Raw genomic sequence first — 15,389 nt, 5'->3', positions numbered from 1 at the left:
GAGACAGGCATCCTGCCCGGTGGGCAGGTGCGGGGCCGGAGCCGTGCGCGGGTCCTCACGGTGTCGGCCACTCGGCCGCTCCGCCTTTCTGCGCCCGCCCCCTTGCCCATTGGTATGGACCAATGCGAGGCTCGGAGTGGCGCGTACGGCATTCAACTTCCGTGCGCGAACCGCTCGTTGCTCGTCCCGTCCTCCCCCACGCACGAGAGAGAGCCCCGCCATGCCCTCGCACCGTCGCACCGCAGCGGCCGTCACCCTGTCCGCGGCCGCGCTGATCCCCCTCACCCCCTCCACCGCCGGAGCCCACGGCGCCGTCTTCAACCCGGTGAGCCGGGTGGCGGCCTGTTACGCGGAAGGCCCCGAGACGCCGAAGTCGCAGGTGTGCAAGGACCTGGTGGCCGACTCCGGCACCCAGCCGCTGTACGACTGGAACGAGGTGAACATCGCCAACGCGGACGGACAGCACCAGTTGCTCATCCCGGACGGCAAGCTCTGCTCGGCCAACCGCGAGAAGTACCGGACGCTCGACTGGGCCCGCACGGACTGGCCGGCCACGGCGGTCGGCGCCGGTTCCTTCGACTTCAAGGTACGGGTGACGGCGCCGCACTCCGGCACGATGACGGTCTACATCACCAAGCAGGGCTTCGACCCGACCCAGCCCCTGAAGTGGTCGGACCTGGACGCGACGCCCGTGGCCACCTACGCCACCGCCCGCACGGCGACGGACGGCTTCTACAACTTCACCGGCACCCTGCCGGCCCGCACCGGCCGCCACATCGTCTACAAGGTCTGGCAGCGCAACGACAGCCCTGAGGCGTTCTACAGCTGCTCGGACGTCACCTTCGGCGGCGGTACGACGGCGGCCTCGGCCCCGAGCGAGGCGAAGATCGCCGCGGGCGCCGACCGCTCCACGGTGAGCCACGCCGGCCACGGTGGCGACGAACAGGCCCCCGCCCTCTCCGCCGAATCCGCGGGGACGCCCGCCTCCCCGCTCCCCCTCGCCCTCGCGGGCGCGGGAGCCCTGGCGGCCTTCGGAGCGGGCAGCCTGCTGCTGGCGCGCCGCCGGAACGGCTGACGTACGGGCAGACCCGAGGCACGACTCGGGCAGGCCCGAAGCACGACTCGGGCAGGCCGGAGGCACGAGGAAGCGGGTGCCCCGTGCAGGGCACCCCGCTTCCTCGCGAGGGACTTACGCCGCCGCGCTCACCGCGACCTCCGCCGGGGCCAGGGCGATCTCCAGGACCTGGCGGACGTCCGTGACCGGGTGGACCTCCAGCTTCTCCAGGATCTCCGCCGGGACGTCGTCCAGGTCGGCCTCGTTGCGCTTCGGGATCACGACCGTCGTAATGCCCGCCCGGTGGGCCGCCAGGAGCTTCTGCTTCAGGCCGCCGATCGGGAGGACCCGGCCGGTCAGGGAGACCTCGCCGGTCATCGCCACGTCCGTGCGGACCAGGCGGCCGGAGAGCAGCGAGGCCAGTGCGGTCGTCATGGTGATGCCCGCGCTCGGACCGTCCTTCGGGACCGCGCCCGCCGGGAAGTGGATGTGCGCGCCGCGGTCCTTCAGACCGGTCACGGGCAGCTCCAGCTCCGCGCCGTGCGAGCGGAGGAAGGAGAGCGCGATCTGCGCGGACTCCTTCATCACGTCGCCCAGCTGGCCGGTGAGGGTGAGACCGGCCGCACCGGTCTCCGGGTCGGCGAGCGAAGCCTCGACGAAGAGCACGTCGCCGCCGGCGCCGGTGACGGCGAGTCCGGTCGCCACGCCCGGCACCGCGGTCCGCCGCTCGGCCGGGTCCTGGGCGGACTCCGGCACGTGGTGCGGCCGGCCGATCAGCCCGCGCAGATCGTCCACACCGACCGTGAACGGCAGCTCCCGGTCGCCCAGTTCGTGCTGCGCCGCGACCTTCCGCAGCAGCCGCGCGACGGACCGCTCCAGGTTCCGTACGCCCGCCTCCCGGGTGTACTCCCCCGCCAGCTTCCGCAGCGACGCGTCCTCCAGGACCACCTCGCCCGGCTCCAGGCCCGCCCGCTCCAGCTGCCTGGGCAGCAGGTGGTCACGGGCGATGACGACCTTCTCGTCCTCCGTGTACCCGTCGAGCCTGACCAGCTCCATCCGGTCGAGCAGCGCCTCCGGGATGGCCTCCAGGACGTTCGCCGTCGCCAGGAAGACGACGTCGGAGAGGTCCAGTTCGACCTCCAGGTAGTGGTCCCGGAACGTGTGGTTCTGCGCCGGGTCCAGGACCTCCAGGAGCGCGGCCGCCGGGTCGCCCCGGTAGTCGGAGCCGACCTTGTCGATCTCGTCGAGCAGGACCACCGGGTTCATCGACCCGGCCTCCTTGATGGCCCGGACGATCCGGCCGGGCAGCGCACCGACGTACGTACGCCGGTGGCCGCGGATCTCCGCCTCGTCCCGTACGCCGCCGAGCGCGACCCGCACGAACTTCCGTCCCATCGCGTGCGCGACGGACTCGCCGAGCGAGGTCTTGCCGACGCCGGGCGGGCCGACGAGGGCCAGGACGGCGCCGCCGCGGCGCCCGCCGACGACCCCGAGCCCGCGCTCGGCGCGCCGCTTGCGCACCGCCAGGTACTCGGTGATCCGCTCCTTCACGTCCTCCAGACCCGCGTGCTCGGCGTCGAGGACGGCCTTCGCGCCCTGGATGTCGTACTGGTCCTCGGTCCGTTCGTTCCACGGCAGTTCGAGGACGGTGTCGAGCCAGGTGCGGATCCAGGAGCCCTCCGGGGACTGGTCGCTGGACCGCTCCAGCTTCTCGACCTCCTTGAGGGCCGCCTCGCGCACGCTCGATGGCAGGTCGGCGGCCTCGACGCGGGCCCGGTAGTCGTCGGACTCGTCGCCCTCCGTCTCGCCGTTGAGGTCGCGCAGTTCCTTGCGTACGGCCTCCAGCTGGCGCCGCAGCAGGAACTCGCGCTGCTGCTTGTCGACGCCCTCCTGGACGTCCTTCGCGATGCTCTCGGCCACGTCCTGCTCGGCCAGGTGCTCGCGCAGCTGCGCCGTGGCGAGCTTGAGGCGGGCGACGGGGTCGGCGGTCTCGAGGAGTTCGACCTTCTGCTCGACGGTGAGGAAGGGGGAGTAGCCGGAGTTGTCGGCGAGCGCGGAGACGCCGTCGATCTGCTGGACCCGGTCCACGACCTGCCATGCGCCGCGCTTCTTCAGCCAGCTGGTGGCCAGTGCCTTGTACTCCTTGACCAGTTCGGTCACGGCACCGGGCAGCGGCTCGGGCACGGCCTCGTCGACGACGCTGCCCTCGACCCACAGGGCGGCGCCGGGGCCGGTCGTACCGGCGCCGATCCGCACGCGGCCGCGGCCGCGGATGAGCGCGCCGGGGTCGCCGTCGGAGAGCCGGCCGACCTGCTCGACGGTGCCGAGGACGCCGGTCCCGGCGTACGTCCCGTCGATGCGGGGCACGAGGAGCACCCTGGGCTTGCCCGAATCGGAGCGGGCGGCGGCCTGCGCCGCCTCGACCGCCGCGCGTACGTCGTTGTCGGACAGGTCCAGCGGCACCACCATTCCGGGCAGCACGACCTCGTCGTCGAGCGGCAGCACAGGCAGAGTGAGCGGTGAGGACGTCGAAGCCATGATCTCCCCTTCGGCAGTCAAGTTGAGCTATGTGGACTCAATGCACGTGAGCCACCGAATGTTCCCCCGGCCGCGTTCGCTGTGAGCGATCGCTCTCCCGCCCAGGTGGAGAATGCCGTGTAATGCCTCCATGGATATGGCGTCTATTACATCTGCGTGGGTGGCGGGCTGGACCGTCTCGCGCGGCACCCCGTCCGCCGTCGTCGAGCCCTGGGGCTACCGGATCGACGTGGGCCTGCCGACGCACGTCTTCCGGCATGTACTGCCGGCGCCGGACGCGGTGTCCGTGGGCAAGCTCTGCGCGGAGATCACCGAGCCGAACGCGTGGCTGAAGGTGATGGCGGGGCCGGAGGAGGTCGCGGAGTGGATCACCCCGGGGTGGACCGTCCCGGACGATCCCGGCTTCATGATGACCAAGGCACTGGACGCCGGCGTGCGGCCTCCGGCGCCGGAGGGGTACGCGCGGACGACGGAGACCCGGGACGGAGTCGTACGGGTTCGGATCGTGGCACCGGACGGCACGCTCGCCGCCCGCGGCCAGCTGGCTCCGACGGGCGCGACGGCGGTCGCCGACCAGATCGAGACCCACCCGGCCCACCGCCGCCGCGGCCTGGGCGCCAACGTCATGCGCACCCTCGAGGCGGCGGGCGCGCAGGCGGGAGCGGAGACGGGCGTCCTGTCGGCGACCAGGGACGGACTGGCGCTCTACGACTCCCTGGGCTGGCGCCACGAGGGCCCGCTGACGGGGATCGTCCGGGGCGTATGACGGTGCCGGGCCGCGTGGCCCGAAGCCGGGGCCGACCGGCGCGAGGACGCGCACCGCGCGGCCCCGGCCCACCCGGTGCGCCGCGCGGCGTGAAGGAAAGGTGCGCGAACTGCAACCTCCACGCCCACCCCACACGTTCAGTCGTCGTGACGACCAGCTACCCCGGGTGCGGGCAGTGCATCGAGGACAGGAGCCCCGGCGGGCCACCCGCCGGAGGTGACGCGGACCGTGCCGGGTAGGACGCGTGCGACCTCGCGGTATGCGGCGGACCGCACGGCCCCCGGCTCGACGCCCTGCACGCGGCCCTGGTCAATCGGCTCGGCTGAGGGGATGCTCGGACCCATGATTCTCAGGGACATGACACTCGGGGACAGGGTGCGCAGGAGACGGTACGCGGGACGGATCCGGGCCGCGTCGATCGTGCTGCTCCCGGTGATGGCGTTGGCCGGGTGCGGCGGCCAGGACACCCCGAAACCCCCGGTCGCGACGCAGGACGGGACTCGGGGCGGCACGACGAATCCGATGCCGACCGGCGGCGGGGACACCGCCCCGCCCGTCCCGACGAGTTCGGGCGGGACCGTGAAGAAGGACAAGGAGCACGGTCCGCGCGAGGTCCTCGTGACGGTGAACGTCAGTGGGGGTCTCGCGGGCGTCGACAACCAGCTGACCGTCCACTACGACGGCAGCTACACGACCCGCTCCGGCAGCGAACCCCCGCGCAACGGCCGCATGACACCCGCCGAAGTCGCGGAGCTGCGGGCGGCGTTGGAGGCCCCGGCCTACGCGAAGGTGCCCGCGCGACCGTCCGGAAAGCCGGTGCACGACGGCTTCACCTACGTGGTCACGTACGACTACCGGGTCGTCGTCAGCGCCGACGGCGACCGTTCGCCCGCGATGCAGCGGGTCTTCTCCTCCCTCCCCGACGGCGGCCCCCCGACCGGCCCCTGAGCCTCCCCGGCCTCGCTCTCGGCCGCGGCGTGAACCGCCGACCGCTCTCCGAGCGATAGAGAGGCGTGAGACTGTTGCGCCCCGAACGGGGAGAAGAGCGGGACGACTCCGCGCTGTTGCGTGCCGTCGCCCGTGGGGACGCCGAGGCGCTGGCCGTGCTGTACGACCGGCACGCGGGATGGCTGCACGCCCGGCTGTCCCGGCGTTGCACGGACGAGGAGACCGTACGGGAGGTCCTCCAGGACACCTTCGTCACGGTCTGGCGCTCCGCCGGCTCCCACCGCGGCCGGGGTGAGGCCGGCGGCTGGCTGTGGGTCGTCGCCGCCCGCCGCCTGGTCGACGCCCAGCGCGCCCGGGCCCGTGCGGAGCGCGCCGCGCCCGAACCGGTCGCCCCCGCCCCCTCCGCCGAGGACCGGGTCCTCGCGGGTCTGGAGTACGGGGACGTCGGCGCCGCGCTCGACCGGATCTCGCCCGAGCTGCGCGAGGTCCTGCGGGCCACCGTCGTCGACGGCCTGACCACGCGCGAGACGGCCCGGCTGCTGGGGATACCGGAGGGCACGGTGAAGACGCGCGCCCTGCGGGCCCGTCGCGAACTGCGGGCCGCCCTCGGCCCGCACGCCCTGGGAGGCACCGCATGACCGCGCCGTGGCACGTGACCGATTCGCTGGCCGCTCAGTACGCGTCGGGTTCGGCGGCCGAACCCGACGCGTGGTCCCTGGAGAAGCATGTCGAGGCGTGCGAAGGCTGCGCGGTCCGCGTCTCCGCGGCGGTCCGCGCGGGGAGCTCCGGTGCGGTCCTCGCGGACGTACGGGCGTCGCTCCTGGAGACGGTACGCACGGAGACGGCCGCCGGCCGAGGCCGCGCGCCCCGGCGCCCGGCCGTGAGCCCGAGCCTCGGAATCGGCGGGCAGGGCCTCTCCCCGGTCTCCCGTTGGGCGCGCGTGCTCTGGGCCGTCGGGCCCGCGCTGCGCGGAGCTTGGCTGGTGGCGGTGCTCGTCGTGGTCGCCGCCGCCGTCGGGCTCGCGTACGGCGCCGGGTTCCGGGAAGCGCGGCCGGCGCTGCTCGCCGTCGCCCCGATGCTGCCGCTCGCCGGAGTGGCCGTCTCGTACGGACGTCACGCCGACCCGATGTACGAGATCGGTGTGGCGACGCCCTCCGGCGGGCTGCGCCTGCTGCTCACCCGGGCGGCGGCGGTGCTGGGGGTGTGCGTGCCGGTACTGACCGCGGCCGGGGCCGTGCTGCCGCCGGTCACCGGCGTGCCGGGCGCCGCGGCCTGGCTGCTGCCGGCGCTCGCGCTGACTCTGGCGGCCCTCGCCCTCGGTTCGTTCGTGGGGTGCCGGGCGGCCTCGGCCACGCTGGCCGGCGGCTGGCTGCTCGCGGTGACCGGTCCGGTGCTCGGCCGTCCCGGAGCCACCGCCGAGCTGGCCCGCTACCTCTCGGGCCCTGCCGCACAGGGCGGTTGGGCCGCGGCCGCAGTCGTCTGCGCGGGCCTGCTGGCCCTGCGACGCCGTTCCTTCGACCACCTGGAGACCCGGTGACCACACCCAGCACAGGGACCGACTGGACCACGCGGTCCACGCCGGCCTCCACGCTCACGACGGTCGCGGCGACCGGGCTGACCGTCCGGCACCGCCGCACCGTCGCGCTCGACCGCCTCGACCTGACCCTCGGCCCCGGCATCCACGGCCTGCTCGGCCCGAACGGCGCGGGCAAGACCTCCCTCATCCGGATCCTCGCGACCGTGGCCGCTCCGTCGGACGGCCGGGTGGAGCTGCTGGGCCGGGACGCGGGGGCGCACCGCGAACGGTCGGAGATCCGCCGCCGCCTCGGCTATCTGCCGCAGGAGTTCGGGTACTACCCGGGCTTCACGGTCCGCGAGTTCGTGGCGTACGTGGCCTGGCTCAAGGAGATGCCGGCGGAGCTCGTCCCGGCCGCCGTGGAGCGCGCCGTGGAGCGGGTGGGTCTGGCCGACCGCATCGACGCCCGGCTCAAGACGCTGTCGGGGGGCATGGTCCGGCGGGCCGGGATCGCCCAGGCCATCGTGAACGAACCGGAGCTGCTGCTCCTCGACGAGCCGACGGCGGGGCTCGACCCCGAGCAGCGGGTCGAGTTCAGGACGCTTCTGCGGGAGATCGGCGCGTCGTCCACGGTGATCGTCTCCACCCATCTGGTGGAGGACGTGGCAGCGGCCTGTTCGGAGGTCACGCTGATCGAGTCCGGCCGGGTCGCCTTCCGGGGAACGACCGCCGAACTCACCGCCCTGGGCGAGGAATCGGGGATCGCGGGAGCAGGGGAGTCGGCCAACGCGATCGAGCGCGGATACACGTCGGCCCTACGCGCCCACCGCACCCCACCGGGCGCGTCGCACGCGGCGGGCGCGAGGGCCGCGTCGGGCACGCCGGCCGCCTCCACCTCCTCGGGTACCTCGACGCCGGGCACGCCGAGCACCTCTACCTCGCCGGGCACGTCGGGCAAGCCGGCCGCCTCCACCTCCCCGGGCACGTCGGGCAAGCCGGGCACCTCGGCGTCGGGCACGCCGAGCGCCTCTGCCTCCTCCGGCGCGTCGGCGTCGGGTGCGGACACGGGCTCCGCGGTGCCCCTCCCGGCCCCGTCCACGGTGGACGACCCGGGCGGGCGGACGCCCCGGCCGGACCCCGCCACCGCCACCGCTCCCGTCTCCCCCGAGGACCTCCGTTGACCGCGACCGCCGCACCTCCCCGCGAGGCCGCGGGCCCGCCCCGTACGTCCGTCGTCGGTACCGAGCTGCGGCGGGGGGCCGGCCCCTGGGCCGGCGCCGCCGTCGCGGTCACGGTCCTCGTGACGATGTACGCCAAGGCGCCCGGCTGGCAGTCGCGTTGGACCGACACGACAGACATGCTGCACATCGTCGCGGGCCTGCTCGTCGGCCCCCTCGTGCTCGCCCTCGGCTGCCGGCAGGGCGGGCGGGACCGGCGCAGCGGGACGCTGGAGCTGCTGGGCTCCGTGCCACGGAGCCCACTGCGCCGCATCCTCCTCTCCGTCGCACCGACGGTGCTCTGGCCGGCCGCCGGATACCTGTTCGCCGCCGCCGTGTGCCTGCTGGCCACCTGGCCGTACGTCGGCGGCGGGCGGCCGTTCCTCGAACTCGTCGCCGCCGACGCGGTCACACTGTCCGTCCTCGGTACGCTCGGTCATCTCGTCGGGCGGCTGGTGTCGTGGCGCCTGACGGCGCCGCTGCTCGCGGTGGTCGGCTACGTCGTGTTCGGAACGGCCACCCGTACGGAGTTCACCGGCTTCTGGCTCAACCCGGCCGTCGAGCACTTCTACACCTGGGACAGACCGGTGTGGTGGTTCGCGCCGCTCTGGGTCGTGTGGTGCGTCGGACTCGCCCTGGCCGCGCTCCTCGCGTACGCGGCGGGCAGCGCCCGGCTCCGACTGCTCGCGCTGCTTCCGCTGACCGCCGCGGTGGCCGCCGCCGTACCGATCGCCGGCCTGCCGCGGGAGGGTCCGTGGCGCCAGGACCCGGCGGCCGCCCGGCTGGTCTGCGACGGCCGCACACCACAGGTCTGCCTGCCGAACGTCGACCGGGAACTGCTGCCGGACATCTCCAAGGCGCTCACCCCGCTCAACGACCGCCTGCGCGGGCTGCCGGGCGCGCCGACCCGCTGGGTCGGCGGGCCGAACGCCCCGGGCCCGGGTGAGACGGCCCTCCCGAACCCGGACCTCGACGCGGTCCGGGGCGAGTTGTCCCGCCCGGACCTGTACCTGAACTCGGCCGTCCAGTTCCTCTTCTCGGAGACCTGCCGCTCCGAGGACTTCGCCGGACCGGACGTCGAACGGCTCGGCGAGATCCATCTCGCGGTGTCGGAGTGGCTGGCGCCGACACCGGAGGACTACGGAGTCCCCGTCGGCCCGGGCACGCAGCGGCACCTCGACGCGCTGCGCGCCAAGTCCCCGGCTGCCCAACGGGATTACCTCGCCCGTTACATGGCGGCGGACGGCTGTCGCCCCGAGGAGGTGCCGATCCCATGAACACCGCCGGCCTCGCCCTCTTCGTCCGCTCGCGCACGCTCCCGGGCACCGTCGCCGCCCTGCTGGGCACGGCCGCCGCGGCCGCATGGTTCGCGTACTGGCTCCAGTCCCGGCCGGGCCTCGACCACACCTCCCGCGTGCCGGTCGTCGTCCTCGGCCCGCTGCTGGCCGCGTCGGCGATCGGGACGAGCCTGTACACCGCGAGCGACGAGCTGGACCGTACGGCGACCCGGCCCTGGCCCCCTCGCCGCACCGCGCACCTCCTCGCCCTGACCGTCCTGGCCGTCGCCCTGCTGGCGCTAGCCGTGCCGGGTCACCCGGAGGAGTTCGGCGGGCCCGCGATCGTCCGCAACACCCTGGGCGCGGTCGGCGTCACGGCCGCCGCGGCGGCGCTGATCGGCGCCCGGCCGAGCTGGATCCCGATGGCGGTGTACGTCGGCTCGGTCTACATGGCGGCGCCGCCGGGACCGGGCGGCGCCGCGGCGCTGTGGGCCTGGCCGATGCAACCGGGCCCGCAGGTGGGCGCCTGGGCGATGGCGCTGGGGGCGTTCGCCGGGGGCACGGCGCTCTACGCGTTCCGCGGAGCCCGTCCCGTACGGACCTGACGGCACGCACCCACGCACGCACGCACGCACGCACGCACGCATACGACAACCTGTGCGGCAACACGCTCGCCGGGCCGGTCGTCTCAGCCGGACGCTCCCGGCAGCCCCTCCCCCGTCGTCGAGAGTTCTCGCAACTGCCGGTCCAGGAAGGCCCGTACGCGCGCCGGCATGTCCATCGAGGCCGGGTCCAGGGCCCATTGGAACTGCAGGCCGTCCATCATGGCCAGCTGCTCCTGCCCCACGGCCCGGCAGTCGATGCCCGCCTTCAGCTCCCCCCGCCGTACCGCCGCCTCCAGGAGGTCGACGGTGTGCCCGAGCACGCGCGCGTAGCGCTCCTTGAAGTACTGGTGCGCGGGGTGGCCGACGTTGCCGGACTCGCCGACCAGGACGTTGAACATCCGCACGATGCCGGGGCGGCGGGTGTTGTCCTCGACGAGACCGACGACGGTCTCCAGGTAGGCGGCGTACGACTCCGGCTCGTCGGCGAAGAGACGCTCGACGTCGTGCTGCTCGCTCTGCGCGAGGACGGAGAGCAGGAGGTCCTCCTTGCTGCGGAAGTGGTGCAGCAGACCGCCCTGGGTGATCCCGCAGTCGTTCGCGATCCGCGCGAGCGAGGAGGCGTGGAAGCCCCACTGCCCGAAGTGTTCGACGGCGGTGTCCAGGATCTTCAGGCGGCGCGCGTCTCCTACCGCGTAGCTGCCCCTACCTGCGGTTCCACGGGGCGCTCGGCCCTTGCTCTCCGGCATGGGGATCACCTTAAGGCGTGCCCGAATCACCCCTTTCGCGCTGTGACCCAGGACACATTCTAGAAACCTAGTGGTCACTCGGTTTTCGCCTTTAGCCTGAGGACGCCCAGGCCGACTCCGCTGCCGTCCGTGATCGATGGAGCCCATTCGGCGCGGTCGCTGTCCTGTCCGTCCGCTCGGTCAAGCAACCCCCAGGAGCCCCGACATGCACCCGTACCAGGACGCCTCCCGCCCCGTCGCCGAGCGCGTCGAGGACCTGCTCGCCCGGATGACCCTGGAGGAGAAGGCCGGCCAGCTCTTCCACTCCATGCTGATGATGAACGCGGACGGCACGCCGGTGACCGAGACGGACGGCTCGATGCTGCCGTTCACCACCCCGGAGCTCGTCGAGGGCCGTCATCTCAGCCACTTCAACCTGCTCGGCACCTACGGCGCCCGCGAGATGGCCCTGTGGCACAACGCGGTCCAGGAGATGGCCGCGAACACCCGGCTCGGCATCCCGGTGTCCCTCTCCACCGACCCCCGCCACGCCTTCACGGACAACGTCGGCGCCTCCTTCAACGCCGGTGCGTTCTCCGCCTGGCCCGAGGCGCTGGGGCTCGCCGCGATCGGCGACCCGGAGCTGGTGTTCCACTTCGCCGACACCGTCCGCCGCGAGTACCTCGCGGTCGGCTTCCGTACAGCCCTCCACCCGCAGATCGACCTCGCCACCGAGCCCCGCTGGGCCCGCCAGACCGGCACCTTCGGCTCGGACGCCAAGCTGACCGGCGAACTCGTCCAGGCCTATGTCCGCGGCCTGCAGGGCGAGGAGCTGGGTCCCGACTCGGTGGCGGCCATGGTCAAGCACTTCCCCGGCGGCGGGCCGCAGAAGGACGGCGAGGACCCGCACTTCCCGCACGGCAAGGAGCAGATCTACCCGGGCGGGATGCGCGACCACCACCTGGAACCCTTCAAGGCCGCCATCGCCGCCGGCTGCTCGCAGATGATGCCGTACTACGGCCAGCCGATCGGGACCGACTGGGAGGAGGTCGGCTTCGGCTTCAACAAGGGTGTGGTGACCGGGCTGCTGCGCGAGGAGCTGGGCTTCACCGGGATCGTCTGCACCGACTGGGGACTGCTGACGGACTCGGTGATCTTCGGCGAGCCGCACGAGGCGCGGGCGTGGGGCGTGGAGCACCTGAGCGTCGCCGAGCGCACGGCGAAGTCGCTGGAGGCGGGCTCGGACCAGTTCGGCGGCGAGCAGTGCCCCGAGGTGATCGTGGAGCTGGTCGGGTCGGGCCGGATCTCCGAGGCGCGCATCGACGAGTCCGTACGGCGGCTGCTGCGCGAGAAGTTCGTGCTCGGGCTCTTCGACGGGCGCCGGTACGTCGACCCGGACGAGGCGGCCGAGACGGTCGGCCGCGCCGACTTCAAGGCGGCGGGCGCGGCGGCCCAGCGCCGCTCGCTCACGGTCCTCACGGACGGGCCGCTGCCGCTCTCGGGGCGTCCGAAGCTGTACGTGGAGAACGTCGACGCGGCCGTCGCGGCGGCGTACGGGGACGTCGTGACCACCCCGGCGGAGGCGGACCTCGCCGTGCTGCGGCTGCGCACCCCGTACGAGGAGCGCCCGAACCGCTTCGAATCCTTCTTCCACTCCGGCTCGCTCGCCTTCGAGGAGCCCGAACTGGCAAGGATCCTCTCGCTGCTCGGCACGGTTCCGACGGTGGTCTGCGTCAACCTGGAGCGGCCGGCCGTCCTCCCGGAGATCGCCGAGAACGCGGCGGCGTTGATCGCCGACTACGGCGCGAGCGACGAGGCACTGCTCGACGTGGCCTTCGGGCGGGCGAAGGCGGAGGGCAGGCTCCCCTTCGAACTGCCGCGCTCGATGGCCGCGGTGGCGGCGGCCCGCCCGGACGTCCCCAACGACACGGTGGATCCGGTCTTCCCGCACGGTCACGGTCTGCCGTTGTAACCCGAGGACCGCGTCAACTCCGCTCCCCCGGGTATGCGTTTGTCCCGGCCGTCCCCGCCCGCGAGGATGGCCGGGACAACCGTCCGACGAGACCGGGAGTGAGTGAACATGTCCAGCCCCGTCACCCTCGACCGCCGCGAGGGTCCGTACGGAGAGGTCGTACTGCGCCGACGCGACGAGCACTTCGAGATCATCGCCAACGGCACCTTCCTGATGGACACCTCCGACGGACGTTCGGAACGGCTTCTGATCGACGCGGCGATGGACGCCCTCGGCGGACGGACTGCCGCATCCGTGCTGATCGGCGGCCTCGGCGTCGGCTTCTCGCTCGCCCACGCCTCCGCCGACCCCCGCTGGGGCCGGATCGCGGTCGTCGAGCGCGAGCAGGCGATCATCGACTGGCACCGCGAAGGGCCGCTGGCGGCGATTTCCGGCCAGGCGCTGGCGGATCCGCGGAACGTGATCCTGCACACGGACCTGATCGAATACGTCCACACCTCCACCGACACCTACGACGCCCTCTGCCTGGACATCGACAACGGGCCCGACTGGACCGTCACCGAGGGCAACCAAAGCCTGTACTCCGCCGAGGGATTGGCGGCCTGCGCGGACCGGCTCGACCCCGGCGGGATCCTCGCCGTGTGGTCCGCTCGACCCTCCGCCGATTTCGAAGCGTCCTTGCGGAATGCCGGATTCAGCGGGGTACGGACGGAAGAGATCCCGGTTGCCCGGGGCGTCCCTGACGTGGTGCACCTCGCCGTCCGGCCTGGATAGCCTGGACACTCCCGGTGCCTCTAGGCTGCTGGCCGACACCAGCGATGCGAGGCGGGGCAATGGAGCAGACACACACCACTCACCACGGTGCGGCGCCCAGTCCGGGTGCGCAGCGGCGGGTGCTGGTCGTCGAGGACGACACGACCATCGTGGATGCGATCTCCGCGCGGCTGCGGGCCGAGGGGTTCCTCGTCCAGACGGCGACGGACGGCCCGGCCGCGGTCGACGCGGCCGAGGCGTGGCAGCCGGACCTGATGGTCCTCGACGTGATGCTGCCGGGCTTCGACGGCCTGGAGGTGTGCCGCCGGGTCCAGGCCCAGCGGCCGGTCCCGGTCCTGATGCTCACGGCACGGGACGACGAGACGGACATGCTGGTCGGCCTCGGCGTCGGCGCCGACGACTACATGACCAAGCCGTTCTCGATGCGTGAGCTGGCAGCCCGCGTGCACGTGCTGCTGCGCCGGGTGGAGCGCGCCGCGCTGGCCGCCGTGACCCCGCGCAGCGGGATCCTGCGGCTCGGCGAGCTCGAGATCGACCACGCGCAGCGGCGGGTCCGCGTCAGGGCCGAGGACGTGCACCTGACGCCGACCGAGTTCGATCTGCTGGTCTGCCTGGCGAACACCCCGCGTGCGGTCCTCTCCCGCGAGCAGCTGCTCGCGGAGGTCTGGGACTGGGCGGACGCCTCGGGCACCCGGACCGTGGACAGCCACATCAAGGCGCTGCGCCGGAAGATCGGGGCGGAGCGGATCCGTACGGTCCATGGCGTCGGATACGCGCTGGAGACCCCGGCGCCATGAGCCGACGGGGGCCGCGCCCCGAGCGCCGCGGCAGGCGCCGGATCCTGATCTCGATCAAGACCAAGCTGGGAACGCTGGTCGTCGGGGCGGTCCTGCTCACCTCGGGCCTGGCCCTGGTGGCGATACGCACCTCCACGGAGTTCCGCTACATCACGATCTTCGCGATGATCGCGACCCTCCTGATCACCCAGTTCGTGGCGCAGTCCCTGACGGCGCCGCTGGACGAGATGACCACCGTGGCCGGGTCGATCTCACGCGGCGACTTCAGCCGCCGTGTGCGCGGCGCGGACCGCCGCGACGAGCTGGGCGACCTCGCCTCGACGATCAACCGCATGGCGGACGACCTGGAGGCCGTCGACCGGAACCGCAAGGAGCTGGTCGCCAATGTCTCGCACGAGCTGCGCACCCCCATCGCCGCGCTCCGCGCGGTTCTGGAGAACGTCGTGGACGGGGTCTCCGAGGCGGATCCGGAGACCATGCGGACCGCGCTGAAGCAGTCCGAACGGCTCGGCCGGCTGGTGGAGACCCTGCTCGACCTGTCACGTCTTGACAACGGTGTCGTCACGCTCAAGGCACGACGTTTCGAGGTCTGGCCGTACCTCTCGGGAGTGCTCCGGGAGGCCAATCTGGCCGCGTCCCAGCGCGGCCTCTCCTCCACGTCCGGGCTGCACAACCGTACGGACGTCCATCTGCACCTCGATGTGTCGCCGCCCGAGCTGACCGCGCACGCGGACGCGGAGCGGCTGCACCAGGTGATGGCGAACCTCATCGACAACGCGGTGAAGCACTCGCCGCCGCACGGCCGCGTGACCGTACGGGCCAGGCGCGGGCCGTGGCCGGACTCCCTGGCGCTCGAGGTCGAGGACGAGGGCCCCGGCATCCCGGAGTCGCTGCGGCACACGGTCTTCGAGCGGTTCAACCGTGGCCAGGTGCCGGCCCAGCCCGGTCCGGGCAGCGACGGCGGTACGGGGCTCGGACTGGCGATCGCCCGCTGGGCGGTGGATCTGCACGGCGGGGAGATCGGAGTGGCCGAATCGTCACGCGGCTGCCGGATCCAGGTCACTCTTCCGGGAAGCCTTCCGGCGCGGGATTGACGTAGGGTCGAACTGGAAGCACATGTTCTGCGTGTACATGAACAGGACACGATCAGGACGTGGTCAGGGATGCGTGCCTCATGGGCCGCAACCCGGGTCTCCCGTA

Annotated in this window: 13 protein-coding genes and 1 pseudogene; 12 read left to right on the top strand and 2 right to left on the bottom strand. The window is 73.0% G+C overall.

Translation table 11 applies throughout. The features are described from left to right. Window positions 1-220: 220 nt before the first annotated feature. Entirely contained in the window at window positions 221-1,075 is an 855-nt protein-coding gene (locus ACFC0D_RS28600; protein ID WP_376441820.1) for a lytic polysaccharide monooxygenase, read from the top strand. Between the two features lie 114 nt (window positions 1,076-1,189). Here the strand turns inward: ACFC0D_RS28600 and lon are convergent, their stop codons facing one another. Beyond that, window positions 1,190-3,592 (bottom strand): endopeptidase La, encoded by a 2,403-nt coding sequence (gene lon, locus ACFC0D_RS28595; protein WP_376441817.1) that lies wholly within the window; start codon window positions 3,590-3,592, stop codon window positions 1,190-1,192. Window positions 3,593-3,722: 130 nt separating this feature from the next. On the opposite strand from lon, the gene ACFC0D_RS28590 reads away from it, so the two are divergent. The 7 genes and pseudogenes from ACFC0D_RS28590 to ACFC0D_RS28560 all read left to right on the top strand — a co-directional run bounded on the left by ACFC0D_RS28590 (window position 3,723) and on the right by ACFC0D_RS28560 (window position 9,921). After that, window positions 3,723-4,358 (top strand): GNAT family N-acetyltransferase, encoded by a 636-nt coding sequence (locus tag ACFC0D_RS28590; protein ID WP_376441814.1) that lies wholly within the window; start codon window positions 3,723-3,725, stop codon window positions 4,356-4,358. 357 nt (window positions 4,359-4,715) lie between these two features. Further along, complete coding sequence (locus ACFC0D_RS28585; protein WP_376441811.1) at window positions 4,716-5,306, top strand: hypothetical protein; 591 nt, start codon at window positions 4,716-4,718, stop codon at window positions 5,304-5,306. A gap of 65 nt (window positions 5,307-5,371) precedes the next feature. After that, the gene (locus ACFC0D_RS28580; RefSeq protein ID WP_376441808.1) at window positions 5,372-5,944 is read left to right on the top strand and encodes an RNA polymerase sigma factor; all 573 of its coding nucleotides are present in this window, start codon (window positions 5,372-5,374) and stop codon (window positions 5,942-5,944) included. Beyond that, a complete protein-coding gene (locus ACFC0D_RS28575) occupies window positions 5,941-6,843 on the top strand; it encodes a zf-HC2 domain-containing protein (RefSeq protein WP_376441806.1) in 903 nt (300 codons plus the stop codon). Before ACFC0D_RS28580 ends, ACFC0D_RS28575 begins: the two co-directional genes overlap by 4 nt. Window positions 6,844-6,920: 77 nt before the next feature. After that, window positions 6,921-7,676 (top strand): annotated as a pseudogene (locus ACFC0D_RS28570) (ABC transporter ATP-binding protein); the annotation flags it as partial. Window positions 7,677-7,999: 323 nt separating this feature from the next. Next, window positions 8,000-9,316 carry a hypothetical protein gene (locus ACFC0D_RS28565; RefSeq protein WP_376441803.1) on the top strand — a complete coding sequence of 439 codons (1,317 nt, stop codon included), beginning with the start codon at window positions 8,000-8,002 and terminating at the stop codon, window positions 9,314-9,316. After that, the gene (locus ACFC0D_RS28560) at window positions 9,313-9,921 is read left to right on the top strand and encodes a hypothetical protein (RefSeq protein WP_376441801.1); all 609 of its coding nucleotides are present in this window, start codon (window positions 9,313-9,315) and stop codon (window positions 9,919-9,921) included. The genes ACFC0D_RS28565 and ACFC0D_RS28560 overlap by 4 nt, the downstream gene beginning before the upstream one ends. Before the next feature lie 83 nt (window positions 9,922-10,004). On the opposite strand, the gene ACFC0D_RS28555 is transcribed toward ACFC0D_RS28560, so the two are convergent. Next, window positions 10,005-10,667, bottom strand: coding sequence for a TetR/AcrR family transcriptional regulator (locus ACFC0D_RS28555; RefSeq protein ID WP_376441798.1), 663 nt, complete (start codon window positions 10,665-10,667; stop codon window positions 10,005-10,007). 205 nt (window positions 10,668-10,872) lie between these two features. On the opposite strand from ACFC0D_RS28555, the gene ACFC0D_RS28550 reads away from it, so the two are divergent. The 4 genes from ACFC0D_RS28550 to ACFC0D_RS28535 all read left to right on the top strand — a co-directional run bounded on the left by ACFC0D_RS28550 (window position 10,873) and on the right by ACFC0D_RS28535 (window position 15,283). Further along, the gene (locus tag ACFC0D_RS28550; protein WP_376441795.1) at window positions 10,873-12,618 is read left to right on the top strand and encodes a glycoside hydrolase family 3 protein; all 1,746 of its coding nucleotides are present in this window, start codon (window positions 10,873-10,875) and stop codon (window positions 12,616-12,618) included. Window positions 12,619-12,726: 108 nt separating this feature from the next. Continuing rightward, the gene (locus ACFC0D_RS28545; protein ID WP_376441792.1) at window positions 12,727-13,392 is read left to right on the top strand and encodes a spermidine synthase; all 666 of its coding nucleotides are present in this window, start codon (window positions 12,727-12,729) and stop codon (window positions 13,390-13,392) included. Between the two features lie 59 nt (window positions 13,393-13,451). Then, window positions 13,452-14,189, top strand: coding sequence for a response regulator transcription factor (locus ACFC0D_RS28540; protein WP_362358357.1), 738 nt, complete (start codon window positions 13,452-13,454; stop codon window positions 14,187-14,189). After that, window positions 14,186-15,283 carry an ATP-binding protein gene (locus ACFC0D_RS28535; RefSeq protein WP_376441788.1) on the top strand — a complete coding sequence of 366 codons (1,098 nt, stop codon included), beginning with the start codon at window positions 14,186-14,188 and terminating at the stop codon, window positions 15,281-15,283. Before ACFC0D_RS28540 ends, ACFC0D_RS28535 begins: the two co-directional genes overlap by 4 nt. Window positions 15,284-15,389: the final 106 nt, after the last annotated feature.

This window comes from Streptomyces sp. NPDC056222, assembly GCF_042264065.1.
In the GTDB taxonomy this organism is placed as follows: domain Bacteria; phylum Actinomycetota; class Actinomycetes; order Streptomycetales; family Streptomycetaceae; genus Streptomyces.
The sequence above is the reverse complement of the archived record's forward strand: the minus strand, read 5'-3'. Positions and strand labels throughout refer to the sequence as shown.

What these genes read in the sequence shown, in the direction of transcription:
- ACFC0D_RS28560 (WP_376441801.1), top strand. Translation starts at nt 9,313, where the DNA reads ATGAACACCGCCGGCCTCGCCCTCTTCGTCCGCTCGCGCACGCTCCCG.
- ACFC0D_RS28545 (WP_376441792.1), top strand. Translation starts at nt 12,727, where the DNA reads ATGTCCAGCCCCGTCACCCTCGACCGCCGCGAGGGTCCGTACGGAGAG.
- lon (WP_376441817.1), bottom strand. Translation starts at nt 3,592, where the DNA reads ATGGCTTCGACGTCCTCACCGCTCACTCTGCCTGTGCTGCCGCTCGAC.
- ACFC0D_RS28555 (WP_376441798.1), bottom strand. Translation starts at nt 10,667, where the DNA reads ATGCCGGAGAGCAAGGGCCGAGCGCCCCGTGGAACCGCAGGTAGGGGC.
- ACFC0D_RS28590 (WP_376441814.1), top strand. Translation starts at nt 3,723, where the DNA reads ATGGATATGGCGTCTATTACATCTGCGTGGGTGGCGGGCTGGACCGTC.
- ACFC0D_RS28550 (WP_376441795.1), top strand. Translation starts at nt 10,873, where the DNA reads ATGCACCCGTACCAGGACGCCTCCCGCCCCGTCGCCGAGCGCGTCGAG.
- ACFC0D_RS28575 (WP_376441806.1), top strand. Translation starts at nt 5,941, where the DNA reads ATGACCGCGCCGTGGCACGTGACCGATTCGCTGGCCGCTCAGTACGCG.
- ACFC0D_RS28535 (WP_376441788.1), top strand. Translation starts at nt 14,186, where the DNA reads ATGAGCCGACGGGGGCCGCGCCCCGAGCGCCGCGGCAGGCGCCGGATC.
- ACFC0D_RS28585 (WP_376441811.1), top strand. Translation starts at nt 4,716, where the DNA reads ATGACACTCGGGGACAGGGTGCGCAGGAGACGGTACGCGGGACGGATC.
- ACFC0D_RS28540 (WP_362358357.1), top strand. Translation starts at nt 13,452, where the DNA reads ATGGAGCAGACACACACCACTCACCACGGTGCGGCGCCCAGTCCGGGT.
- ACFC0D_RS28600 (WP_376441820.1), top strand. Translation starts at nt 221, where the DNA reads ATGCCCTCGCACCGTCGCACCGCAGCGGCCGTCACCCTGTCCGCGGCC.